Annotated in this window: 24 protein-coding genes; 12 read left to right on the plus strand and 12 right to left on the minus strand. The window is 60.0% G+C overall.

The window, feature by feature from the left end; translation table 11 throughout:
* The first annotated feature begins 48 nt into the window (after positions 1-48).
* Positions 49-687, plus strand: coding sequence for a hypothetical protein (locus tag NW816_RS09745; RefSeq protein ID WP_414409019.1), 639 nt, complete (start codon positions 49-51; stop codon positions 685-687).
* Between the two features lie 198 nt (positions 688-885).
* Positions 886-1,992 (plus strand): peptidylprolyl isomerase, encoded by a 1,107-nt coding sequence (locus NW816_RS09750; protein ID WP_414409020.1) that lies wholly within the window; start codon positions 886-888, stop codon positions 1,990-1,992.
* On the opposite strand, the gene NW816_RS09755 is transcribed toward NW816_RS09750, so the two are convergent.
* The 3 genes from NW816_RS09755 to NW816_RS09765 form a co-directional block, all read right to left on the minus strand.
* Entirely contained in the window at positions 1,989-3,020 is a 1,032-nt protein-coding gene (locus NW816_RS09755) for a succinate dehydrogenase/fumarate reductase iron-sulfur subunit (RefSeq protein ID WP_414409051.1), read from the minus strand. The two genes, NW816_RS09750 and NW816_RS09755, sit on opposite strands and share 4 nt — an antisense overlap.
* 116 nt (positions 3,021-3,136) lie before the next feature.
* Positions 3,137-3,904, minus strand: a complete 768-nt coding sequence (locus tag NW816_RS09760) for an MlaE family lipid ABC transporter permease subunit (protein ID WP_414400454.1) — start codon at positions 3,902-3,904, stop codon at positions 3,137-3,139.
* 10 nt (positions 3,905-3,914) lie between these two features.
* The gene (locus NW816_RS09765) at positions 3,915-4,589 is read right to left on the minus strand and encodes a GerMN domain-containing protein (protein WP_414409021.1); all 675 of its coding nucleotides are present in this window, start codon (positions 4,587-4,589) and stop codon (positions 3,915-3,917) included.
* A 194-nt stretch (positions 4,590-4,783) separates the two neighbouring features.
* Between NW816_RS09765 and atpD the strand changes: the two genes are divergently transcribed.
* Positions 4,784-6,217, plus strand: a complete 1,434-nt coding sequence (gene atpD / locus NW816_RS09770; RefSeq protein WP_011434062.1) for a F0F1 ATP synthase subunit beta — start codon at positions 4,784-4,786, stop codon at positions 6,215-6,217.
* A 149-nt stretch (positions 6,218-6,366) separates the two neighbouring features.
* Here the strand turns inward: atpD and rppA are convergent, their stop codons facing one another.
* Positions 6,367-7,068, minus strand: coding sequence for a two-component system response regulator RppA (gene rppA, locus NW816_RS09775; protein ID WP_414409022.1), 702 nt, complete (start codon positions 7,066-7,068; stop codon positions 6,367-6,369).
* A gap of 28 nt (positions 7,069-7,096) precedes the next feature.
* Positions 7,097-8,086, minus strand: coding sequence for a 16S rRNA (cytidine(1402)-2'-O)-methyltransferase (rsmI, locus tag NW816_RS09780; protein ID WP_414331459.1), 990 nt, complete (start codon positions 8,084-8,086; stop codon positions 7,097-7,099).
* 171 nt (positions 8,087-8,257) lie between these two features.
* Between rsmI and NW816_RS09785 the strand changes: the two genes are divergently transcribed.
* Positions 8,258-8,713: an Rrf2 family transcriptional regulator gene (locus tag NW816_RS09785; RefSeq protein ID WP_414409052.1), complete on the plus strand. Its 456-nt coding sequence runs from the start codon at positions 8,258-8,260 to the stop codon at positions 8,711-8,713.
* Between the two features lie 13 nt (positions 8,714-8,726).
* Entirely contained in the window at positions 8,727-9,713 is a 987-nt protein-coding gene (gene cbiB, locus NW816_RS09790) for an adenosylcobinamide-phosphate synthase CbiB (RefSeq protein WP_414409023.1), read from the plus strand.
* Between the two features lie 238 nt (positions 9,714-9,951).
* Here cbiB and NW816_RS09795 read toward each other — a convergent pair whose 3' ends face one another.
* The 3 genes from NW816_RS09795 to NW816_RS09805 all read right to left on the minus strand — a co-directional run bounded on the left by NW816_RS09795 (position 9,952) and on the right by NW816_RS09805 (position 12,244).
* Positions 9,952-10,260 (minus strand): hypothetical protein, encoded by a 309-nt coding sequence (locus tag NW816_RS09795; RefSeq protein ID WP_414356858.1) that lies wholly within the window; start codon positions 10,258-10,260, stop codon positions 9,952-9,954.
* Positions 10,257-10,823: a thylakoid membrane photosystem I accumulation factor gene (locus NW816_RS09800; RefSeq protein WP_414409024.1), complete on the minus strand. Its 567-nt coding sequence runs from the start codon at positions 10,821-10,823 to the stop codon at positions 10,257-10,259. Before NW816_RS09800 ends, NW816_RS09795 begins: the two co-directional genes overlap by 4 nt.
* A gap of 242 nt (positions 10,824-11,065) precedes the next feature.
* Positions 11,066-12,244, minus strand: a complete 1,179-nt coding sequence (locus tag NW816_RS09805) for a TRC40/GET3/ArsA family transport-energizing ATPase (protein ID WP_414409025.1) — start codon at positions 12,242-12,244, stop codon at positions 11,066-11,068.
* A 188-nt stretch (positions 12,245-12,432) separates the two neighbouring features.
* Between NW816_RS09805 and psbQ the strand changes: the two genes are divergently transcribed.
* Positions 12,433-12,831, plus strand: coding sequence for a photosystem II protein PsbQ (gene psbQ / locus NW816_RS09810; protein WP_414356854.1), 399 nt, complete (start codon positions 12,433-12,435; stop codon positions 12,829-12,831).
* 255 nt (positions 12,832-13,086) lie between these two features.
* On the opposite strand, the gene NW816_RS09815 is transcribed toward psbQ, so the two are convergent.
* Positions 13,087-13,308, minus strand: coding sequence for a hypothetical protein (locus NW816_RS09815; RefSeq protein WP_414356853.1), 222 nt, complete (start codon positions 13,306-13,308; stop codon positions 13,087-13,089).
* Positions 13,308-15,161, minus strand: coding sequence for a S8 family serine peptidase (locus tag NW816_RS09820; protein ID WP_414409026.1), 1,854 nt, complete (start codon positions 15,159-15,161; stop codon positions 13,308-13,310). Before NW816_RS09820 ends, NW816_RS09815 begins: the two co-directional genes overlap by 1 nt.
* A gap of 226 nt (positions 15,162-15,387) precedes the next feature.
* Here NW816_RS09820 and NW816_RS09825 point away from each other — a divergent pair, with 226 nt between their 5' ends.
* Positions 15,388-16,080, plus strand: coding sequence for a MotA/TolQ/ExbB proton channel family protein (locus tag NW816_RS09825; RefSeq protein ID WP_414409053.1), 693 nt, complete (start codon positions 15,388-15,390; stop codon positions 16,078-16,080).
* A 3-nt stretch (positions 16,081-16,083) separates the two neighbouring features.
* Positions 16,084-16,509, plus strand: a complete 426-nt coding sequence (locus NW816_RS09830; RefSeq protein WP_414409027.1) for an ExbD/TolR family protein — start codon at positions 16,084-16,086, stop codon at positions 16,507-16,509.
* A 270-nt stretch (positions 16,510-16,779) separates the two neighbouring features.
* Here the strand turns inward: NW816_RS09830 and argF are convergent, their stop codons facing one another.
* Positions 16,780-17,697, minus strand: coding sequence for an ornithine carbamoyltransferase (gene argF / locus NW816_RS09835; protein WP_414409054.1), 918 nt, complete (start codon positions 17,695-17,697; stop codon positions 16,780-16,782).
* Here argF and NW816_RS09840 point away from each other — a divergent pair.
* Positions 17,669-17,869, plus strand: coding sequence for a hypothetical protein (locus NW816_RS09840; protein ID WP_414383898.1), 201 nt, complete (start codon positions 17,669-17,671; stop codon positions 17,867-17,869). The genes argF and NW816_RS09840 overlap by 29 nt on opposite strands.
* Here the strand turns inward: NW816_RS09840 and ctpC are convergent.
* A complete protein-coding gene (gene ctpC, locus NW816_RS09845; RefSeq protein WP_414357620.1) occupies positions 17,866-19,161 on the minus strand; it encodes a carboxyl-terminal processing protease CtpC in 1,296 nt (431 codons plus the stop codon). The two genes, NW816_RS09840 and ctpC, sit on opposite strands and share 4 nt — an antisense overlap.
* 305 nt (positions 19,162-19,466) lie before the next feature.
* On the opposite strand from ctpC, the gene NW816_RS09850 reads away from it, so the two are divergent.
* The 3 genes from NW816_RS09850 (at position 19,467) to NW816_RS09860 (ending at position 22,502) form a co-directional block, all read left to right on the plus strand.
* Positions 19,467-20,834: a glutamate-5-semialdehyde dehydrogenase gene (locus tag NW816_RS09850; protein ID WP_414409028.1), complete on the plus strand. Its 1,368-nt coding sequence runs from the start codon at positions 19,467-19,469 to the stop codon at positions 20,832-20,834.
* Between the two features lie 253 nt (positions 20,835-21,087).
* Positions 21,088-21,615, plus strand: coding sequence for an RNA recognition motif domain-containing protein (locus NW816_RS09855; RefSeq protein ID WP_414383880.1), 528 nt, complete (start codon positions 21,088-21,090; stop codon positions 21,613-21,615).
* A gap of 140 nt (positions 21,616-21,755) precedes the next feature.
* The gene (locus NW816_RS09860) at positions 21,756-22,502 is read left to right on the plus strand and encodes a DsbA family protein (protein WP_414409029.1); all 747 of its coding nucleotides are present in this window, start codon (positions 21,756-21,758) and stop codon (positions 22,500-22,502) included.
* Positions 22,503-22,764 lie beyond the last annotated feature (262 nt).

A 22,764-nucleotide genomic window follows, 5' to 3' on the forward strand; every position in this document is an offset into this window, starting at 1 on the left:
CCCACCCCCCCCCAGAACCACACACTCACTCACTAACTCACCCTCACCATGAAAGACTACACAACCCCAACACATACACAAACTCCAACTCCGACACCAACGCCAACACCGACACCAACACCGACGCCGACGGAAACGCCCACGCCAACACCGACACCGACGCCAACACCGACGCCGAGCCCAGGTACAACCCCGACCCCCAGCCCGGCACCCCCAGGCGAAGGGATCCGACTGGTCAAGCGGATTACCGCTCTCAACGGAACTCCTATCCCCGAATTCTTCGACGAGCCCACCGACCCCAACGACAACCCAGGGATCCCTTGGCCGGGCGGAGCTAGCACCTTCCTGCAGGGGGCCATCAACCTGCCGGTGCGCCCCGGAGCGCGGGTGCAGTTTGCCATCTACTTCCTGCTGGACTCGCCCGCTTCCACCTTTGTGGTGTGCGATCCCTTGGCGCCTGGCTTGCAGTATGTGCCGGGCAGCCTGTCGGTGAGCACAGGGGGATCCCCTGTGGCCCTTAGCGACGCCCAAGATGGGGATAGGGGGGCCTTCATTCCGCCGGGTGGGGCCGTGCCGCCTGCTTGTGGGGGCATCAGCAACCCCAACGGCGTGGTGGTGGTGAACGTGGGGGGAGGCAGTTCTGGCTCAGCCGGTGTCGTCCGCTTCGAGGTCACCGTTCCTAGGTAGGAGAGCCGTGTAGTCATGCCCTCTGAGAACTCCGTCTTTGCTATCGCGGTTGCAAAAGCGTTGCGTAGCGATAACGGCTTTCCCCCAGGTGGAGCACGCCAGTCGTTGAAATCTCAATCGAGGTCTGACAACGCTTGCCGCCTGTGACGGTGGGATGTCAGGCTGAGACAGGAGTGGTTTTGCAAGTCGGTGGAAACCATGGTGCAGCTTGCCCAAGGCTTTTGGCGGCAGGGATCCCTTTGCCGGATTGGCCTCTACGTAGCTGCTCTGCTCTGCGGGGTGGCGCTCTGGGGGATCCCGGCCTTGGCTCTGCCCCAGGGGGATGCCATTACCGATCCACGTACCCTCTTGCGGCGGGCGCTACCCATCTCAGAAACGAAGCTGCTGGAGGTTGATGAAGCCATCTCCAAAATCGACGCCGACCTGAAGTACAACCGCTGGTCGGCAGTGCGGGGAGATGTGCGCCAGGTAGAGCACCTCTTGGATCGCTATGGAGATTCCCTGCTGGCCGGCTTGCCCCCGGATCGGGTGACCCCAGCCTCTGAACAGATGGCTGCGCTGCGGGAGCAGTTGCGGGTGATCGGCCAAGCCAGCGAGCGCAAATCCAAGGGTAAAGAAGAGGCCCGCGCTGCCTACGACCGTCTAGTGGACGAGTTGGGATCCCTGGAAAACAACTGGGTGGGGGCTTTCCCCTACACAGTGCCTGCTGAGTATGCCGACAAACCTCAGCTCTTGGGGCGGGCAGAGGTGGAGCTAAACACCACCGCTGGGCGCATGGTGATCACCTTAGATGGCTACAGCGCCCCCATCACTGCCGGCAACTTTGCCGACCTGGTGCAGCGGGGCTTCTACGATGGCCTGACCTTTGACCGGGTGGAGACCTTCTTCCTGGCGCAGGCCGGGGATCCCCCTGGCCCTGCCGATGGCTATGTGGATCCGGCCACGGGCAAGGTTCGCACCATCCCCATGGAGATTCGCGCCAAAGGCGAGGTGATGCCCCGCTACGGCCAGACTTTTGATCAGATGGGCCTGTGGGATGTGGAACCGGCTCTGCCCTTTTCCGCCGAAGGGACGGTGGCCATGGCCCGCTATCCCGACGATCCCAACAGCGCCTCTTCTCAGTTCTTCATCTTTATGGCTGAGCCGGATCTCACCCCGGCGGGGTTAAACCTCATGGATGGCCGCTATGCCGTGTTCGGGTACGTTACCGAGGGAACGGAGGTGCTGCGCCACATCAAAGTGGGGGATCGGATTTTGAGTGCCAGATTGATTTCCGGCCAAGACAACCTCAAACCCGGAGCCTAGAGGGGATCCCTTCCTTCCTGCCTAACTGTGTCGATAAGCCGCCGTACCGTCGCCGCCCCTGCAGAGGGCTGGAAGCGAAAGGGAAATTTGCCCCTGGCCAACAGGCGCAGACCCAAAGGCACCAAGCTGAGCAGCCCTTTGGGATCCCGGCCCACCACCTGCAGGGCAAAGCGGCGCTCATCTATCCAACCACCAGAGCGCACCAGTTGCACCAGAGTCTTGCGGTGGCGGATGGCTATGCGCAAGGACTCCGTCCGAATAGCGCGAACAGCGTGCGATGGGGAACGGTCGGTGGGCAGAGCAGCGGTCTTGTCTACAGGGCGGGAGAGGATCCCCTGTTTGAGTTCGGTGATTTGATCCAGAGGTGCCACGCCCATCGGGCAGACGCTGTTGCAGTTCCAGCAGCGGGTACAGCCCCAGACACCAGCCAAGCTATCCAGAGCCTGCAGGCGTTGTTCCCGTTGGCTGTCGCGGCTGTCTTGGACGAGGCGGTTGGCTCTGGCCAGAGCATGGGGGCCGACAAACTCTGGGTTCACCTCTTTGGCATTGCAATCGGAATAGCAGGCTCCGCAGAGAATACAGCCACCGGCAGCGTTGAGATGCTCCCGTTCGGCAGGCAGCTGTAAAAACTCTCGCTCCGGGATGCGTCGCCCCGCCGTGCTGACAAAGGGATCCACCCGGCTGAGATCGTTCCAGAAGGGCTGCATATCCACCACCAGATCCCGCAGAACGGGCAGGTTTCCCAGAGGGCCGATGCGAATAGGCTGCGGCTGGGGGCTGCGGGGATCCAGCTCTTCGCCCACATGTCGGCCACAAGCCAAGGCTGCCCTACCGTTGATGCGCATGGCGCAACTGCCACAGATGGTGTTGCGGCAGTTTTTGCGGAAGGCCAAGCTGCCATCCTGCTCCCACTTGATCTGGTTGAGGCAATCGAGAATGGTGGCTCCAGGGGATGTCTCCAGCCAGAAGGATTGCCAGCGGGGCGGCTCCGGCGGCAACTGTCGGAAAATCTGCAGTTCTACTCGCAAAGTGCTCTGCACCGCTGACGCGAAGGGTGGGGATCCGGGCGATGGCAAGGGATCCCATCCTAGCTCTCTCAATATTGCCCCGCAACGCTCGCGCGAACAACGCGACAGCAGGAGTGCTACAGGGCGCGGCTGAGGGCGCTCCCCGGCCCCTGAAACAACAGCCAAGAAATAAGGAAGTTGGTGACAAACACGCCCAGCAGCGCCGTAACCACCGCATCGGTGGTGGAGCGGCCCACCCCCTTGGCCCCTCCGCTGGTGGAAAGGCCCCAGTTGGAGCCGACAATGGCGATCAAAGACCCAAACACCATCGCCTTAAAACAACAGACGAGCAAATCCCAGGAGCTCAGAAGGGTTTGCGCCGAGTTGAGAAACACTGCAGGAGAGATGTTGTAGGCCGAAGCGCAGATGATCATCCCCCCCACCAGCCCCGTCAGCAGGGAGAGGATGGTGAGCACCGGCAGCATCAGCCCCGCAGCCAGCACCCGCGGGATCACCAAATAATCCACCGGATCGGTGCGTAACAACAGCAGAGCATCGATCTGCTCCGTGACCTTCATGGTGCCCAGCTCGGCGGCAAAGGCGGATCCCACCCGTCCGGCCAAGATCACCGCCGTCACCACCGGTGTCAGCTCGCGGGCAAGGGCAATCGCCAAAACTCCCCCAATTAGGGAGGAAGCGCCAAAGTTGATGAACTCCCGCGCCAACTGGATGGTGAAAACACCGCTGATCACCACCGCCGTAATCAGAACAATCAGCAGCGACTCCAGCCCTACCGCCGAAAGCTGATCTAGGGTGTTGCGGCGATGGATACGACCCCGCATCAGATGCAGAATCACCTGACCGGTCAGGAGAAAACTGCTGCCCACTCGCTGGAACCAGTTCATGGTTTCCGCCTCAAGAGGCCGTTATCGCTACGCGATGCTTTGGCGACTGCATCAGCGAGACCGAGTCCTTTGGGGTTGTCGGCTCCGCCTCAGGTTCTGCCGGCAGTTGAAAGCCGGGCACAAACGAGGCCCGTGTCAGGGGTTGATCCAGGATCAGCCCCTCGCCCCCCAGCACTTCTAGGGCACGGCCTTCCACCGAGATCCAAACCCGGGCGCCGGGGTTTTGGCTGGTGGCCGTGTAGAGCACCTGCGCAATCCGGCTCATCATCGCCGTGGATCCCCCCCCTTGCGTGAATTCGGGGGAGAAGTTGAGGAAAATATCGTCGCCCTCCACCCGCACATCCAACACCTGAGTTTGGGGTGGAATGGCGCTGGTAAGGTGGGGATCCCTGGGGCCGGCAATCAGCTCCTCCAGAGCCAGGCGGATGGCTTCCTGAGCGTCGAAGGCGCGAACCGTGCGCTCTTGCTGCACATAGTAAATGGAGTTGTCGGCACTGGTCAGCCAATACAGGGAAAGGGTTTGCCGCGGCCCAATGGTGTACCACCAGGCTGCCCCCATCGCCCCCAGCCCCAGCAAAAAGCCGAGGATCCCCAGTTGTAGGGCCCGGCCCCGACGCGGGCGGGAACGCCGTCCTCCCAACCTGACGGAGCTGAGCTGTGCGGTACGGCCTCCGTAGTGGCTCATCGCTGGCGATCCCCCTCTCTAACCTAGCTCTAGGGTAGCGAAGAAAAGCCCTCCCTGCCGGGGATCCCCCATAGGCTGGACAGGCAAAAGTGCGGCAGCAACTGGGATCCCTCAAATTATTTGTATGATGATAATGATTTACACCCGGCATTGCTGAGTCGATAACTGAGCACACAAGGAGCTGAGCCTCAATCATGGTTACTGCCACCGCTACTGCCACCAATGTTGGCTACATCACTCAGGTCATTGGGCCTGTGATCGACGCCGAGTTTCCCAGCGGCAAGCTGCCCGAAATCTACAATGCCCTCAAGGTGGAGGGCACAACCGAAAGCGGCCTGAAGGTTAACGTCACCTTTGAGGTGCAGCAGCTTTTGGGGGATAACCGCGTGCGTGCGGTGGCCATGTCCTCGACCGACGGCCTGGTGCGGGGCATGCCGGTGGTGGATACGGGCGCTCCGATTACTGTGCCGGTCGGGCAGCCCACCCTGGGGCGCATTTTCAATGTGCTGGGAGAGCCGGTTGACCAAGGAGAGCCCGTTCAAGCCCAAGAATTTGCCCCCATCCACCGCAGTGCGCCTCCACTTGTCGATTTGACGATTAAGCCAGAGCCCTTTGAAACCGGCATCAAGGTGATTGACCTGCTGGCCCCCTTCAAAAAGGGGGGCAAGGTGGGCCTGTTTGGCGGCGCCGGCGTCGGCAAGACAGTGCTCATCCAGGAGCTGATCCACAACATCGCTGAGGAGCACTCTGGCCTATCGGTGTTTGCGGGCGTGGGAGAGCGCACCCGCGAGGGCAATGACCTCTACAACGAGATGAAAGAATCCGGCGTGCTGGATAAGGTGGCGCTGGTCTATGGCCAGATGAACGAGCCGCCGGGGGCCCGTATGCGGGTTGGCCTGACCGCCCTGACGATGGCAGAGTACTTCCGCGACGTTAACAAGCAGGATGTGCTGCTGTTCATCGACAACATCTTCCGCTTTGTGCAGGCCGGGTCGGAAGTGTCGGCGCTGTTGGGCCGCATGCCCTCGGCAGTAGGTTATCAGCCCACCTTGGCCACCGAAATGGGCAACCTGCAAGAGCGCATCACCTCTACCAAGCAGGGATCCATCACCTCGGTGCAGGCGGTGTATGTGCCTGCTGACGACTTGACGGATCCGGCCCCAGCAACCACCTTTGCCCACCTCGACTCCACGGTGGTGTTGTCCCGCAGCTTGGCGGCTAAGGGTATTTATCCAGCGGTGGATCCCCTGGATTCCTCTTCCACCATCCTGCAGGCGGACATTGTGGGCGAAGAGCACTACAACACTGCCCGGGCGGTGAAGCAAACTCTGCAGCGCTACAAAGAGCTGCAAGATATCATCGCCATCCTGGGGCTGGACGAGCTGTCGGAAGAGGACAAGCTGGTGGTGGCCCGCGCCCGCCGCATCGAGCGTTTCCTGTCCCAGCCGTTCTTCGTGGCGGAGGTATTCACTGGCTCCCCCGGCAAGTATGTGAAATTGGCAGACACCATCAAGGGCTTCCAGCGCATTTTGTCGGGGGAATTGGACAATTTGCCGGAGCAAGCCTTCTACTTGGTGGGCACCATCGAAGAGGCCATCGAGAAAGCCGAGAAGCTCAAGTCCAAGTGAGCCCCAAGCGCTCCTGCCCCTCTCCTCTTGGGAGAGGGGAGCTGTGAATCCCAGCAAGCTGTTGGGAAGGGCCCCGTTGGGTCGCTTGCTTGGGGTTTGCTGCTGTTCGGGACAGCTACAGCTTGCGGGACTGTAGGATGGGCCTCTTCCTAGGGATTCTCGGCAACAGGCCCAAAGCGATAGCCCTTGCCGTAGACGGCGTGGATCAATTCTGCTGCCCCGGGCAACCTGAGGCGGCGCCGCAGCAGGCGCACCTGGGCTGCCAAGACGTTGCTGCTGGGGGGATCCTCTCCGGCCCACACCTGCTCGTAGATCTGGTCGTGGGTGAGCAACTGGCCGGGATGGGTCATGAAGTACTCCAGCAGGCGAAACTCTTTTTGAGAGAGGTGGATCATCCGCCCCTGCCGGTAGGCCACCTGGTTCTCCCGATCCAGCTCCAAATCCCCGACCTGCAGGCGAGGGATCCCTTCTCCAGGGCCGGTGGCCCGCCGCAAGAGGGCTCGCACCCGCGCCAGCAGTTCCCGCAGCTCAAACGGCTTTACCAAGTAATCATCTGCCCCGGCATCCAGCCCTTCCACCCGGTCGTCTAGGGTATCTTTGGCGGTCAAAAACAGGATGGGAGTGGTGCCATCCACCTGCCGCACCCGCTGACAGAGGGAAAGCCCGGAGAGCTCCGGCAACATCCAATCCAAGACCAGCAGATTGTAGGGCAGGGATCCCGTCTTTTGCAGCAGTTCCCAGGCTCGCCCCCCCGTGTAGGCCACGTCCACCGTGTAGCCCTCTCGCCTCAGTTGCTGGGCCAGAGAATCGGCCAACTCCACTTCATCGTCCACCAATAAAATCCGTGCCATAGGACTCCGTCCCGCTAACGCGAACACCTCAGGACTCGGTCTCGCTGTTGTCTTGGAAACAATGTGGAGCGCTGACGTACTCAGAAAAGGACTCCGTCCCGCCAGAACTGGAGAGCGGCTCAAGCTGCAAGGATAGATCGTAAAGGCGGCGCCGCGTCCAGATGGGGGATCCCTGCAGACGCTGGGCCAACCGGCGGCTGGCTGCGGAGCGGGATAGGCCCTCGGCCAGCAATCGGGCCATTTCTTGACGAATTTCCGCTTCCGATTCACTGTCTCCCCGCCCATTCAAGGACTCCGTCCCGCCTCTGGCAGGGTTAGGGCTGGGAACGGCACCCACATATCCCTCAAGCAAGAGGGTGAACTCCCCCCGCGGCGGCTGGGCGGCGCAGTGCTCCAGAGCTGCTGCCAGGGATCCCCGCCAGAAGGACTCATACAGCTTGGTCAGCTCCCGCGCCAGCACGATCTGCCGCTCTGGGCCGCAGTGATCCAGCAGATCCTGCAGAGTTTGGCGCAGGCGATGGGGGGCTTCATAGAGAACGACGGTGCGCTCTTCTTGGGCCAACTGTTGCAGGCGGGCCTGTCGCTGACTGGGTTTAAGCGGCAAAAATCCCTCGAACACGAATCGTCCTGTAGGCAGGCCCGAAGCGGTCAAGGCGGCAACAGCAGCTACCGGCCCCGGCACAGGGATCACCGGGATCCCGGCCTGAATGCAGGCGCGCACCAACTCTTCTCCCGGATCGGAGATGGCAGGAGTGCCGGCATCGCTGATCAGGGCCACCGACTGGCCCGCCGACAGATACTTCAGGAGTTGCGGGATCCGTTGGGCAGCGTTGTGCTCGTGATAGCTGATGAGGCGGGCGGAGATTTGAAAATGTTTAAGAAGCTGGCCGGAGTGGCGAGTATCTTCTGCCGCCACCCAGTCCACTTCCCGCAAAACCCGCAGCGCCCGCAGGGTGATGTCTTCGCGGTTGCCGATGGGGGTAGCCACCAAATAAAGGCTGGCGGTGGGGTGTTCCATCCCGATAACCTATTCTCCGCTCCAAGGGCTTGCTGCCAACAATTGGAGATCACCTCGGATCCCCAGATTAACTTCTCTTGGCCGGTGCCCCGATACCCAGGCATCTGCCTTTCGCGGTAGCGGGACGGAGTCCTATGGCAGGATCGAGAAGTGCTGCGGAGAGGGATCCCGGTGCGCTTGACAACGCGGGCCACCTATAGCATCAAAGCTTTGTTGGATCTGGCGATGCTCGGCTCCGGGCAAATGGCTTCGGTGCGGGCCATTGCTCAGCGACAGGGGATCCCAGCTCCCTACCTGGAAAAGTTGCTGATTGAGTTGCGCCAGGCCGGCTTGGTTTGTTCCCAACGGGGGGCCCAGGGAGGCTACCGGTTGGCACGGGCGCCGCGGCGGATCCCGATCAGCGCCATTTTGGCGGCGGTGGGAGAATCCTTGGATCCTCTCATGGACAGTTCTAATCCTTCAGCCGTGCATCCGGCGGAGCGGCTGGACTGGGTGACGGAAGCCCTGTGGAAGCGGATCGCTCGGCAAGTGCAGCAGGTGCTGGAGGAAACCACCTTGGAAGATCTGTATTTTGATGTTCGGAGCTGGCAGGCGGCTCAGGATCAGGAGAGTGGATTTGTGGTTTGAGCCTGCTGGCGGGATGGAGTCATCGCTGTTTTTCCCGGCCCAACCGACTGCCGGGGTGGTGCTGGCGGCAGCTTTGGCTTTGGATTACCTGCTGGCGGATCCCTGGGGTTGGCCTCATCCAGTGCGGGTGATGGGGGCTGTTATTGCCTGGGGGCAAGGCTATATCCTCAAGCACTGCTCAACTCCGCGAGCACAACAGTGGGGCGGGGCAGTTCTCACCCTAACTTTGGTGGGGGGATCCTACGGCGTGGGCTGGGGACTGGTCGCCATCGGCAATGCCATCCATCCCTGGGCAGGGATCCTCATGCAGGTAACCCTCATGGCCAGTTGTCTGGGAGGGCGCAGCCTGCGCTTTGCTGCGTTGGAGGTGTTGGATCCCCTGGAAAAAGGGGATCTGCCGGAGGCCCGTCAACGGCTCAGCCGCTACGTGGGGCGGGATACAGAGCACCTGACGGAGCCGGAGATTTTGCGGGCGGTGATTGAGACGGTGGCCGAAAATACCCCCGACGGAGCGACTGCCCCTCTGTTCTACGCCTTCTTGGGAGGGGCACCCTTGGCCTTGGCCTACAAGGCCAGCAGCACTCTGGATTCGATGGTAGGCTACCGCCATCCCCCCTTCACCCATTTGGGCACGGTGCCGGCCCGCTGTGAGGATGGGCTGACTTGGCTGCCCTGCCGCCTGACGGTGCTCACCCTGGCCCTGCTCAGCCGGGATCCCTGGGGGTTTTGGCAGCGGTGTCGTCAGGATGCGCAGGCGGATCCCAGCCCCAATTCCGGGTGGAGCGAGGCGGCTTTTGCCTGGCGGCTGCAGATCCAACTGGGGGGAACCAATTTCTATCGCGGGATCCCGAAGGTGAAACCCAAATTGGGGATCCCGGCTCGCCCTTTGACCCCGCAAGTGGTGCAGGAAAGTTTGGGGCTGCTGCGACAGGTTGTTTGGATTTGGGGGAGTTTGATGGTGGGAATAACTCTCTTGTTGAGCCTATCACGGCCAACTTAGCTATCGTCTTATAGTCGTTTCAGGTTAGAGTGAGGCGCCTGGGCCATTGAGAGTGAGAGAAGCCTTCTAGCCGCGTATAATCAACATTGGGTTTATGGGTTTAGTGTCCTAGTTTGAATCGAAATGACCAGAGGCAGAAAACGGGAGGTCATGCGGTCAAGACTAAACGGCTTGGAACGTCGCATGCGCATGGACAAGAGCTCTGGGATCCGAGAGCTTTTCTATCCTAAGGGGTAGGCTAGCTCAGCACCCAGCGCTGCAGGGCAATGCCGAGCAGCAGGCCAAGGCCGCCGAAGCGCACCACCTGCCAAAAGGTGGCAGGGACAGGATTAAACACCTCTAGCACATAAGCCTGGAGGCGTTGCTCCAGTTGGCTGGCTTCGGCTTGGATTTCAGCCCATTGTTCAGGGGAAAGCTGGGCCATGCGCTCCAGTTCCCGCAGATCGGCAAGGCGAGCCTGGAGACTCTGGAGTTTTTCCTGCAGAGCCTCGAGAGAATCGGAGGGAAAGGATTCCGTCCCGCTATCGCGATTGGGGTTGGCCGTCACGGCTGGGCCTTTGTAGGGGGGTAGGCTTGGGGAGAACGGGATCCGGCAAATCCGGTTTGGATCTCGTTGAAAGGTTTGGCTTTGATCACCCCTGGGGGAACGGGATCCAACTTGAAGAGGGCGCGAATGGCGTTTTCCACCTCGGTGATGGGGCGGTTGCCGGCGGATTGATAGACAATGTTTCCCTCTGGGTCGAAGAGAAGGGTTTGAGGCACTTGTCCGGTGTAGTATTGGCCGCGCTCGTCGCCGGGTAAGAGGGAATCGACCGAGTAGGGAATGAAATAGACTCCCAGCCCGTAGCGAACCTGCAGGTTGGCAATGGTGGCAGCGTATTTTTTGCAATCGCTGCTGTCATCGATGTAGTACACAAGGAGGGCCGGGATCCCTTGCTCTTTTGCCTGCTTCAGGGAGACGCGGGGGGGGACCATGCCGCCGTTGGCCCCGTAGAGGGCAAAGATGTTGCCATCGTAACGGTCGTCGTTGAGCAGAGCACTGGCGGGAGGGGAAAACCAACCCGTCAAAGTGATGAGCAGAGCCACCAGGAAGATACGAAGCAACAGCATGATCTCATGCTCTTCTGTGGAGGGATCCTTGGCGATCAATCTTTATCTTTAGAGGTGGGGGATTTTCTCATTGTGCCATCTTGCGCTGTCGCTGCGTCGTTGCCGTTCAACACTGACGCGACCAGGGTCGAGGTGGAGACGGAAGAGCGTGGGCTTGTATGCGCTTGAAAAAAGCCCAGAAGGTCAACTTCACGTTCGGGGACCCAAAAGTAAGCGAAACGGGCCTGTTAGCGGCTACAGGCTCAAGCGGCAAAATGAATGCGCAGGTAGTCTTCTTCCATCTTGGCGCGGGCCGGGGTCATGGCCGCCAAAGTCTGAGGCAGCACCAAGTTGCGGCGGTGGTTGCCGATGCGGATGTTCAGCTCATCCCCGGTTTTGGTCAATTCCACCCGCTCTTTCGGGATCCCGGGCAGGTAAAGATCCAGTCGGTACTGGCCGTTGTCGGTCACCACATTCAGAGTTTGCTCGGCATAGAGCACGTCCGCCGGGTTGCGATCCCCCCAAAGGTCTTTTTTCAGGCGGGCCAGGGCATCCCACCCCACCAACTCCTCGGAGTACAGCGGGATCTCGAAGACCGGCAGGGGGGCAAAGTTTTCGTGGATTTCCTGGCGATATTTCTGTTGGGCTGCCTTCCAGGCGGCAAAGTAGGGATCCACCACTCCATCGGGCAAGATGCGGTTGGCAATCACCAAATCGGTGGCCACCCCGTAGAGGCTGAGGTAGGCGTGGGCCCGCAGCGATTCTTTGATCACCATCTTTTCCGGGTTGGTGACCAGCCGCACGGAGGTGATGCGGTTATCGGTGAGGATGCGCTCCAGCCGCTCGATCTTCTGATAGAACTCATAGGGGGCATCCAGCACCTGGTCATTGGGCAGCGGGATCCCGGTCAGCCCCTTCACAATCGGCTCGGCGATGGGACGTAGCATTTGCGCCAGCCCTTGCAGGGGTTTGTAGAACTTGCGCATGTACCAGCCCGAAACATCCGGCAGGCTCAAGAGGCGCAGAGCCGTGCCCGTGGGGGCCGAGTCGATGATTAGCACATCGAACTTGCCTTCGTCGTAATGGCGATTCACCCGCACCAGGGCAAAGATCTCATCCATCCCCGGCAAAATCGCCAGCTCCTGCGCCTGCACCCCATCTAGCCCTCGCGCCTGCAGCACCTGGGTAATGTAGGTTTTGACGGATCCCCAATTCAGCTCCAGTTCGTTGAGGGCGTCCAACTCCGCTCCCCAAAGGTTGGGTTTGACCTCGACCGGCTCGTGGCCCAAGGGCTGATCGAAGCTATCGGCCAGAGAGTGAGCCGGATCTGTGCTCAGCACCAGAGTTTTCAGGCCGATCTCGGCACAACGCCAGCCGGTCGCCGCCGCCATCGAGGTTTTGCCGACTCCACCCTTGCCGGTCATGAGGATGATGCGTTGCATGAGAGTGTCGTTTACATTCTTTTACAGCTCTAGCCTAACCGATTTGTTGGGCTCTTCGAGAGGCGGCCAAGGGGTTGGGGTGCAGCCAGCAGGTAAACTATTCATTTGGTTGCCCAATGATGGCCAAGAAACTGACGGCAATGATGGCCAAGAAATCAAGCCTGTTGCAGGCATGTGGGAGGTGTGTGATGATCTGTCGCTGGCGGAGTGTGTTGCTGGTTGCCATCCTGACACTGGGGCTATGGCTGGGATCCCTTCCTGTGCAAGCGGCTGCTGTCCTGCCCCGAGAGCTGCAACAACTGGAGCAACAGGTGGAGCGGCTGCAAAGCCTGGTGGAGGCGGAGGACTGGTTGGAGATTCGCTCCTACATCCACGGGCCGATGGGACTCACTCGTAAGACCTTGACCGGCCTGGCGGCTACCCTGCCGGATAAGCAAAAGCGGGAAGTGCTGCGCCTGGCCAAGGAGATGGGCCGCAGCTTGGAACAACTGGACTTTGCTGCCAAAGCCTATGACCAACCTGAGGTGGAAGCAGCCCAAGCCAAGGTGAAAAAGACGCTGCAGGAGCTGGAGGCTGCGTTTTCCTAGTGGGGATCCCTTCTCTCTTTGGCGAATAGCGTCGTTTCAGGTTAGGGTGAGACGCCTGGGCTGCTGAAAAAAGCCTTCTGACCCCATGCGTTATTGCTCCGCAACGCTGACGCGACGACGCGACCAGCGTTTTAGGTGGTTTTAGGTGTGGGTGAGTGCCTTAGTTTGAATCGAAATGACATAAAAGCACTCCAGAAAAGCAGGGATCCCCAAACAGGGATCCCCGATTTTATTTGGCCGGAGCCGCAAGCCAAGCTAGGGCTGCCGCCGGAAGCTCCTGACTTCCAAAACCGGCCCTACCTGAGCCACCGTCACCATGTCTTCTTTGATCTGTCCCTGGATGGTGACCTCTAGCCCCTCTTGCAAGAGCTCTTTGGGGGCACGGAAAAGGGCGTAGTGCTCGCCGGAAGGCAGGGTTAGCACCCACACCCCCCCTTCAATATCCAGGAACTGGATGGTACCGCTGTACTCTTGCATCACCGCCTCAGCGCCAGCCCGGTTGCCGTGGACTGAGATTCCGTAGCCGCTTGCGCTCCCAAGTAGGCCAGGCCCAGGCAGAGCAAGCCATTGAAGAGCAAGAAGGAGCGACCCAACCAAGCAGAGGATCCAAGCCATAGCACCCCCTCATAGAACAGGGATCCGGACAAGAGCAGATGCGAGGCCATGCCGATGCACAGGCCGATCACCGCCCAGCGCCAGCGCCGATGGCCCAGGAGCAGCAACATCAACAGGCCCGGGATCAACACGCTGGCAAATAGGGGGTTCAAGGCATTGGTCTGGGCAAAGGCGGTGCCCAACTCCGGCAGGGAGCTGCCCGCCAGTTGGAAGGGCCAACGGGGGCCACCGACAATCGCCAACCCCTGCAAGGGGAAAAGACCGGCACTGCCCAAAAGCATCCCAGCCAGCAAAGGCACCGTCTGCAGCAGCCGCTTGGGAGCCAGCCACCAGCGGATCAGCACCAGGATGATGTATCCGCCCACCACCATCAGCAGCTTGGGCACCAGGGCAATCGGGCCGCCATCGAACCAGAAGCGCGGGTTGAGGTAGCCATTGTTGTTCAGGTACTGCAGGAAGTCCTTCAGCCAGAGCACCAAGGGGTTTTCGTCCTGTTGTCCTGTGGCCCTGGCCAGCGCCTTGGCTGCATCCAAACGACCAGCCCCGTAGAAGTTCTGTTTGTCGCCGGGCACTGGGGTAGCCGACATTTTCAGCACTTCCTCCACCTTGTCCGGGTCTTTGATGCCCTGAGCCTGGATCAGAGCTGCCACACCGGCTACGTGGGGAGTGGCCATGCTGGTGCCTTGGAAGTAGGCAAAGACCGGCTCGTTGGGGTTACGACGATTGATGGTTTGCTGCAGAATGCCGTACTCGGGGTGATCAGGCGTTTTGGCTCCGCCGGGAGCAGAGATGTCCACCCCCACCCCATAGTTGGAGTAGGGGGCTTTCTCCCCGTTGGGCCCCGTGGCCGAGACAGCGATCACATGCGGGTAACGGGCCGGGTAGCTCACCTGGTTGGAGTTTTCGTTGCCAGCGGCTGCGATCACCGTCACCCCCTTACTGTGGGCATAGGCCACTGCCTCTTCCATCAGTTGGGCAGAAGCGCGGCTACCCAGGCTGAGGTTGATGATCGTAGCCCCGTGGTCGGCAGCATAGCGGATCCCTTCCACCACATCCGACAGGGATCCGAAGCCGTTGGCATCCAACACCCGCACCGGCATGATCTTGGCCTTGAAGGCGATGCCGGCTACACCCAAGAAATTGTTGGTGGACTGGGCAATGGTTCCCGCCACATGGGTGCCGTGGCCGTTGAGGTCTTCCGGCTCCTCATCGTCGTCCACAAAGTCATAGCCCTTCACAAATTGGGTTTGGGCCAGGTCGGGAACTCGGGTTACTCCTGTGTCCACCACGGCTACCGTCACCCCTTCCCCTTGGGAGATGTCCCAGGCTTCTGGCATGTGGATGGCCCTGAGATTCCATTGCTGGGGATAGAGGCGGTCGTTGGGCACGAAAGCCGCCTGGAATTGATAGTTGGGGTGAGCATACTCGATCAAAGCTTCGTCGGTGAGCCGCTTAACCAGCCGCCGCGTGGATCCCAGGTGGTTGGCATCCACGTCAAACAGGTAGATCGCTTCTTGGCGGGCAAAAGCGCTGTCGCTGCTGGGGCGGAGCGTCAAGTGATACTCTTTAGCGATAGCAGCAATCTGACTGGGGGTGGCCGTGTTTACAAAATTGACCACGATGCTGTCGTAGGGGGCGGATCCCTTGCCGCAAGCCGTCAACAGCAAGGCCATCAAGCCGGCGCAGCAAAGACCCAACCAGCGTCTGAATTTCATAATTCACGCCCTCGGGATCCAAAAAATGTTGCAACCAGTATGCCCTCTGGATTGACAATTGACGAGATGAGAGCCGGCATGGGGGCAAAATTGCCAGAAGGTGCAATCTTCGCCGCGCAAGAAGGGATCCCAGGCCTGCTGAGAAAGTGCTATGACAAGATGAGCGTAAACTGCCGCCAGAAGGGGGGAATCGGGATCGATGGATTATAGAGTCTTGCAGCTCATGATCGAGGGTTGGTACTACTCCATCCCCCTGTTGACGTTCTCGGTCTTCTCAGTGGCCTGTTGCATTGAGCGGGTGCTGTTTTGGTGGAAGATCACCCATCGGCAGGAGGAGGTGGTGCAGCAAGCCCTGAGCCAGTACCGCCGCAACCCACGCGCTGCCCAGTATTTGCTGGAGCAAAATGCCGATCTGCCGATTGCCCGCATCTTTTTGGCCGGGTTGGAGCTGAACGAGGCCAGCCCGGAAGATTTTAAGCTGGCTCTGGAAACGGCTCTGGCGGCAGAGGTGCCCTTGCTGAAGCGCTTTAACACTGTCTTCGACACCGTAATCACCGTTGCCCCCTTCCTGGGCCTGCTGGGCACCGTCACCGGCATCATCCAGATCCTCAGCTCCATTCAACTGGGGGATATCGGCGGCACCGATACCCAGGGGGTAGGTCGGGGGATCGCCGAAGCCTTGTACTCGACGGCCTTTGGACTGATTGTGGCTATTCCCACCCTGTTGATTTCCAACGTCTTCCGCTCTTTGTACCTGCGGCAACTCTCTAAGATCCAAGAGTACGGCGGCATGCTGGAGCTGCTGCATCGGCAGCGGCAAGAAATGCAGGCCCAGCAGCTTTCTCAGTACCCCTACACAAAGCCCAGCCCCAGTGGCAGCTCCACCCTTCCCCCCTACTCCTCGCTTGAGCCCTCCTAACCTATGCGCATCCCCGAAGAGAACTTCCGAGCTGGCGAGATCAACATCGTGCCCCTGATCGATGTCATCTTCTCGATCCTGGTGTTTTTCGTGGTTGCCAGCCTGGTGCTCACCCGCTCCGAGGCTCTGGATGTGAACCTGCCGGACGCGACCACAGCCGAAGTTCGTCTGCAGCCGGATGTAACGGTGAGCGTGACGGCGGAAGGACAGATTGCCGTCAATCAGGAGAAAATTGCCGATATTTCTGCCCTGATCCCGGCAGTGGAACGCATCCTGGCCGAGAAGCCGGCTGAAGGGCGCCGCTTGGTGGTGATCAACGCTGATTTGGCCCTCTCCCACGGCAAGGTGGTGGAGGTGATGGATACTCTGCAGAGGGTGCCCAATGTCAGCCTGGCAATTGCCGCCCGCCGCCCCAGCAGTAATCGGTAGCCAGCTTAGGATTTGGGCCAGTTTTGTCAAATATAGTCATTTCAGGTTAGGGTGAGACGCCTAGGCTACTGGTCGCGCCAGCGGGACGGAGTCCTTGAAAAACCTTCTGGCCCTCTGCATTATCGCTCCGCAACGCTATTGCTCTGCAACGCCGACGCGACCAACGTTTGGGGTGTGGGTGCAGTGTCCTGGTTTAAATCGAAATGACCATAGACCCAGTTTTCCGGTAAGCTCATTTGCTAACCCGCTCTCTAGCCTGGGGGTGAGGGGTCATCCTGCGCCCAGCACCTGAACCAGCAGCGCCTTTTGCACATGTAGGCGATTTTCCGCCTGATCCCACACGCGGGACTGGGATCCCTCCAATACTTCAGTGGTGATTTCCTCTTCCCGGTGGGCCGGCAGGCAGTGCAGCACAATGGCTTCCGGATCTGCCTGTTGCATCAGCTCGGCATTGACCTGGTAGGGCAGAAAGGTGGCCTTGCGGGCCTCGGCCTCAGCTTCTTGACCCATGCTGGCCCACACGTCGGTATAGACCACCTGGGATCCAGAGACGGCTTCCTGGGGATCCTGCAGCACCAACACCTGGGATCCCTGGGCCAGAGTGCGGGCTTGCTCCACCACTGCCGCATCCGGCTCGTAACCGGGGGGGGTGGCGACGCGGATGTGGATCCCGCTCATGGCACAACCCAACAGCAGGGAGTGGGCAACGTTATTGCCATCGCCGCAATAGGCCAGGGTCAGGCCCGCCAGTTGGCCAAAGTTCTCCTGAATGGTGAGCAGATCGGCCAACACCTGACAGGGGTGAAACTGATCGGTGAGGGCGTTGATCACCGGAATATCGGCATACTCGGCAAAGGTTTCCAGTTCCTTCTGGTGGTAGGTGCGAATGGCGATCACATCCAGGTAGCGGGAGAGGACGCGGGCCGTATCCTGCAGGGGTTCGCCGCGGCTCACCTGCATCACTGTCGGCACCAGATCCAGGGTGCTGCCCCCGCATTGGGCCATGGCTGCCGTAAAACTGGCGCGGGTGCGGGTAGAAGCCTTCTGAAACAACAGCCCCAACACCCGACCCCGCAGCTCCACCCGATAGGGATCCCGCTTTAACTCAGCCGCCTGGGCTAGCAGGGCCGACAGCTCCGCCGGGGTTAGGTCGCTGAGCTTGAGCAGATCCCGTCCGGCCAAGTTTATGGATCCCGCGATCTTCGACCCCGCCATTGTGCTACGCGCCACCTACAGAAACAATAAAAGCATTTTCAACCCAGGGTTGGTGGACAGTCCTCAAGGGTTTGGCCATTCCCTCAACCACGGCTTCAGGAATGTCCATCTCAAACCCATCAAAACCGCTCCCAACACCGGCTAACGTGAAGAAGAACGAATGGCCTCTTGGGCCTGCTGCCGACGGGCAGAGATCTGAGCCTGCAGAGCCTGGATGGCAGCAGCGTACTGTGGGTCGGCTGGGGTGGCCACCAGCTCTCGGTTCTGGCTGAGCCGCTTCAGATCTTCCTCGGACAATTCCACCAAAATGTCGGGGGTAATGCCCTTGTGGTCGATGTCGTTACCGTTGGGAGTGCGATAACGGGCAATGGTTACCGCCAGCCCAGATCCATCGGACAGGGGATGCACCGACTGCACCAGGCCCTTGCCGAAAGTTTGCGTGCCGACAATCACGGCGCGACGGTTATCCTGCAGAGCCCCCGACAGAATCTCGCTGGCGCTGGCCGAGCCACCATCCACCAAAACGGCCAAAGGTTTATCGGTAAGGGCCGTGTTGTTGGCCGTCAGGCGATCCTGCTCCCCTTGGCGGTTCACCGTCGAGACAATGCTGCCCCGGTTGATCCACATGCGGGCAATCTCGGCGCTGGAGTAGAGCAGGCCCCCTGGGTTGGCGCGCAAATCCAGAACGTAGGCGGCTACCCCTTGTTTTTCCAGCTCGCGAATGGCTTGGCGCATCTTCTCGGCGGCGTTGCCGGAAAACTGGGTAATCCGGATATAGCCAATGGGCAGGCCGTTTTCCTCGTGAACCTCGTAGCGCACGGTGGCCAGCTCAATTCTTTCCCGCACCAAATCGAACACCTTTAGCCCTTCCCCCTCGCGGCGAATGGTCAGCCGCACCCGCGTACCCGGCTCGCCCCGAATGAGGTTGACTGCAGCGTTGGTGTCCATGCCTTCGGTGGACTTGTCGTCGATGCGCACAATCACGTCTTTGGATTTGATCCCAGCCCGGTCGGCAGGAGACCCTTCAATGGGGGAGATCACCACCAGCTCGTTTGTCTCCTGATCCATGCCCAGCGTGATCCCCACCCCGGTCAGCTCGCCGGATGTATCGATTTGCATGCTGGCAAACTGATCCGGATCCAGAAAGCGGGTGTAGGGATCGTTGAGTTTCTTCAAGGCTTCCCGGATGGCCGCGTAGGCATCTTCTCGGGTGGCATACTCTCGGCTGAGCAGATCCCGCCGCACCGCTTCCCAATCCAGGGAATTAAAAGACGGATCCACGTATTCCCGATTGACAATTTGCCAAACCTCGTCCACCACTTCCTTGGGATCCCGGCGAAACCCCGCCCAACCCGGCATAGATAGCTGCACGCCGACCAGCGACACCGCTGTCATCACCGCAGCCGTTGCACTAACCACAAACCCACGCTTTCTCATTGGCTCTCCTGGAAGGCGCTAAATCGAGGTTGACGAGGTGGATCTCTAATCGTCAGGGAACTGGGTTTCGAGCAAGGGTCTTCCCCTATCCAAACTTCAGCTTAGAAGCATCGAGAGCAAGGAAAGGCTCCCCTGCTGCAGCAAGTGGGATCCAGACTTTGGTAGGCTACAGATACCCCCAAGCGACTGTGCCCAACCTAGCATAGGGATCCCTTCTGGGGGTGCTCCTGGGATCACAGTTCAACACAACTTATCCTCACAGCTCTTCTTCATATCAATGGGCACCTTTGCCCCTGTTTGACTCTATGTCCCTCGCCACCGATTGCCCCAGCTCGCTTGCCTCTGCTTCAGACCGCCCGCTGCTGTCCCAAGTGCAGTTGGCCCGCGCTGCTGCCCAACACACGGCCACCTTGCCCACGGCTATTAAGAATGCCGCTCTAGAGGCCATGGCCACTGCCTTGGTGGAGCACCAAGAGCCTATCTTGGCCGCCAACCGGGCGGACTTGGAGCGGGCAGCAGAGATGGTGAAAGCCGGGGAGTTGTCGGCATCTGCCTATGCCCGCCTGAAGCTGGACGCCCACAAACTGGCAGATATGGTGGCCGGAGTGCGGCAGGTGATCCGGCTGGGGGATCCGGTGGGCCGAGCTTTGCTGATCCGGGAACTGGACGAGGGGCTAATTTTGGAACGGCGCACCTACCCTTTGGGGGTGCTGGGGGTGATCTTCGAGTCGCGGCCCGATGCTCTGGTGCAAATTGCTGCCCTGGCGGTGAAAACCGGCAATAGCGTCTTGCTCAAGGGGGGATCCGAAGCTTTGCTCTCCTGTCAAGCCTTGATGGCGGCCATCCAGGCGGGCCTGCAGCAGATCCCAGAGTTTCCCCAGGGATCCCTGCAGTTGCTCACCAGCCGCGCTGAGGTCAAGGCCCTGCTACAACTGGAAGGGCTAGTGGATCTCATCATCCCCCGCGGCTCCAGCAGCTTTGTCCGCTACATCCTGGAGAATACCCGCATCCCGGTATTGGGCCATGCCGATGGCCTGTGTCACCTGTACGTGGATCGGGCAGCGGATGTGGACATGGCGATCAAGCTGACGGTGGACAGCAAAACCCAGTACCCCGCTGCCTGCAATGCCATCGAGACCCTGTTGGTCCACAAGGCCATAGCCCCCCACTTTTTACCTCTAGCGGTCAAGGCCCTGCGGGAGAGGGGGGTGGAATTGCGGGGGGATCCCCTCTGCCGCGAGCTGGTGCCGGATCTGATCCCGGCCACCGAGGACGACTGGAGCACCGAGTATGCCGATTTGATCCTCTCTATTAAAGTGGTGGGCTCCCTTGACGAGGCCATTGCCCACATCCAGCAGTACGGATCCCGCCATACCGAGGCGATTGTAACCGAGGATGCCGCTGCTGCCCGGCGATTTTTGGATGAAGTGGATGCGGCAGGGGTCTTTCACAATGCTTCCACCCGCTTTGCCGACGGGTTTCGCTACGGCTTTGGGGCAGAAGTGGGCATCAGCACCCAAAAACTGCCGCCGCGCGGGCCGGTGGGCTTAGAAGGCTTGGTGACTTACCGCTACCAACTGCGAGGGCAAGGACATCTTGTAGCCGACTACACAGGCCCCCAGGCGCGACCTTTTCAACATCGGGATCGCCTGAACAACACCGGCTTAGCTTAGCTGCAAAAGCCGGCTGTACAAACCGGCTGTACAAAGCAGTCGTTCACAAAAACCGTTCTCCTCGTCTTCGCGGCTCCAGGTTGAGGTAAATTAAAAAATAGCTTCGTGATTGCCAAGGGTTGCGCTTTGCGGCGCGCTATGGTGTGACAATGGACTACCGGGTTCCGGGTTTGATGTTATGGGCTTGAGCGCCCTAGATGTAGCGCTTTGCATTTTGGCCTTTTGTTATTTCGATTAGGAGCTTCGCTGGATCATGCCTGTGCGTCTGTATGTTGGAAATCTGCCGGAAGAGGTGGATCGTCAGGCACTGGAGAAGCTCTTTCGCTCTGCCGGTGAGGTCATTTCCACCAAGGTGATCCGGGATCGGAAGACAGGCAAATGCCGCGGCTTCGGCTTTGTAACGGTGAACACCGAAGAGCAGGCGCAGCAGTACATCGAAAAGTTCAACGGCCACAGCTTTGGGGATGTCAACTTGCGCATTGAGCTCGCCCAGCCGCGCGACCGAGGGGAAGAAGGCGAATCCAAAACAGCGACCTCTGAGCCTTCATCCAAAGAGTCCAGAGGTTCCAAAGATTCCAGAGCGTCCAGAGATTCTGAGGCCAAAGGCTCTAAAGAGTCGGCAGAAAACCCTGCCCCCAGCAAAAAGCAACGCCAGCGCGGCAATAAGGGTGGGCGCTCCACCGTCGTCGCCGAAAGTGAGGCAGCCTCTGAGCCGGATCCCCGCTGGGCCAGCCAGTTGCAGCGGATCAAGGAGCAGCTTCTGCAGGCCACCAATTCCTAACCCCCCCAAAAGGAGTAATAGACACCGTCGGTCTCTGACGGTAGGCTGGGTGAGTTGCAACGGCTCTAGGCATGGCTGAGAGGGGGGTTGGAATGAATAGGCTAGCGAGGATTTTTCGTGCTTGGGCTCGAGCTGGGCTTTTGTTCGGGCTGGTGGTTCTGCTGGGAGTGGGAAGTGGAGCTTCGGTTTTCCTACCCTCGGCGGCGGCTGCCCCGGCGGATTTGGAAGAGCAAGTGCTGCAGATCATTCGGAAGAACCCCCAGGTGATTCTGGAAGCCGTGCAGGAATACCAGCAGCGACAGTACCAAGAGCAGCAGCAGCAACAGCAGCGGCTGGCAGAAGAATTTGGCCGTCAACTGCGGGAGAACCCACGCGCCGTCATCGGAGATTCCCCTCAACTGGGATCCGACGCTCTGCGGTTGGTATTGGTGGAGTTCTCCGATTTTCAATGCCCCTTCTGCGCCCGCGCCCACAGCACCCTCAAGCAGTTCATGGCCGACCATGGAGATGAGGTGACCTTGGTGTACAAGCACCTGCCTTTGACCAGCATTCACCCAGAAGCGATGGCGGCTGCCCGTGCTGCTTGGGCCGCCCAACGTCAAGGTAAGTTCTGGGAGTTTCACGACGAGCTGTTTGCCAACCAATCCCAGCTTGGGGATGGGTTTTATGTGGCCACTGCTGAGAAGCTGGGCTTGAATGTAGAAAAATTCAATCGGGATCGGCGCAGTCGGGCGGCAGAGCGCGCCATTCAGCGAGATATCGACCTGGCCTCTCAACTGGGCATCGGCGGCACCCCCCATTTCATCTTGAACGGCATTTCCTTCTCGGGTGCGCAGCCGCTGGAGGTGTTCGAGCAGACGCTGCAGCAGGCCAAGCAAGCCCTCTAGCCGGGAAAGTGCTCCGCACCGCTGACGCAAACAGAGTCTCAAGTCCAGATGTCGAGCCCCTACTGCTGTCCGGAGTGCGGGGATGGGCTCCTGTTTCGACCGGATCCCTGTCCCACCTGCGCCAGCCGACAACGCCAGAAGCAGCAAGCTGCCCCTGCTGGGGAAAAACGGAGCAGCTACGACCTGACAGGGCGGGTGGCTGCTGCCGAGTTTTGGCAACTGTTGCGTTGGTACCCCTGTTGTCCCTGCTGTGGCAAGCCCT

The organism is Synechococcus sp. W55.1, assembly GCF_047461655.1.
GTDB lineage: Bacteria > Cyanobacteriota > Cyanobacteriia > Thermostichales > Thermostichaceae > Thermostichus.

Excerpts from the sequence above, each read along its gene's own strand:
- psbQ (WP_414356854.1), top strand. The coding sequence starts at position 12,433 with ATGATCTGTCGCTGGCGGAGTGTGTTGCTGGTTGCCATCCTGACACTG.
- NW816_RS09765 (WP_414409021.1), bottom strand. The coding sequence starts at position 4,589 with ATGAGCCACTACGGAGGCCGTACCGCACAGCTCAGCTCCGTCAGGTTG.
- NW816_RS09820 (WP_414409026.1), bottom strand. The coding sequence starts at position 15,161 with ATGAAATTCAGACGCTGGTTGGGTCTTTGCTGCGCCGGCTTGATGGCC.
- NW816_RS09800 (WP_414409024.1), bottom strand. The coding sequence starts at position 10,823 with ATGCTGTTGCTTCGTATCTTCCTGGTGGCTCTGCTCATCACTTTGACG.
- rppA (WP_414409022.1), bottom strand. The coding sequence starts at position 7,068 with ATGGCACGGATTTTATTGGTGGACGATGAAGTGGAGTTGGCCGATTCT.
- rsmI (WP_414331459.1), bottom strand. The coding sequence starts at position 8,086 with ATGGAACACCCCACCGCCAGCCTTTATTTGGTGGCTACCCCCATCGGC.
- NW816_RS09805 (WP_414409025.1), bottom strand. The coding sequence starts at position 12,244 with ATGCAACGCATCATCCTCATGACCGGCAAGGGTGGAGTCGGCAAAACC.
- cbiB (WP_414409023.1), top strand. The coding sequence starts at position 8,727 with ATGGAGTCATCGCTGTTTTTCCCGGCCCAACCGACTGCCGGGGTGGTG.
- ctpC (WP_414357620.1), bottom strand. The coding sequence starts at position 19,161 with ATGAGAAAGCGTGGGTTTGTGGTTAGTGCAACGGCTGCGGTGATGACA.
- NW816_RS09760 (WP_414400454.1), bottom strand. The coding sequence starts at position 3,904 with ATGAACTGGTTCCAGCGAGTGGGCAGCAGTTTTCTCCTGACCGGTCAG.
- atpD (WP_011434062.1), top strand. The coding sequence starts at position 4,784 with ATGGTTACTGCCACCGCTACTGCCACCAATGTTGGCTACATCACTCAG.
- NW816_RS09745 (WP_414409019.1), top strand. The coding sequence starts at position 49 with ATGAAAGACTACACAACCCCAACACATACACAAACTCCAACTCCGACA.
- NW816_RS09815 (WP_414356853.1), bottom strand. The coding sequence starts at position 13,308 with ATGCAAGAGTACAGCGGTACCATCCAGTTCCTGGATATTGAAGGGGGG.
- NW816_RS09850 (WP_414409028.1), top strand. The coding sequence starts at position 19,467 with ATGTCCCTCGCCACCGATTGCCCCAGCTCGCTTGCCTCTGCTTCAGAC.
- NW816_RS09855 (WP_414383880.1), top strand. The coding sequence starts at position 21,088 with ATGCCTGTGCGTCTGTATGTTGGAAATCTGCCGGAAGAGGTGGATCGT.
- NW816_RS09830 (WP_414409027.1), top strand. The coding sequence starts at position 16,084 with ATGCGCATCCCCGAAGAGAACTTCCGAGCTGGCGAGATCAACATCGTG.
- NW816_RS09750 (WP_414409020.1), top strand. The coding sequence starts at position 886 with ATGGTGCAGCTTGCCCAAGGCTTTTGGCGGCAGGGATCCCTTTGCCGG.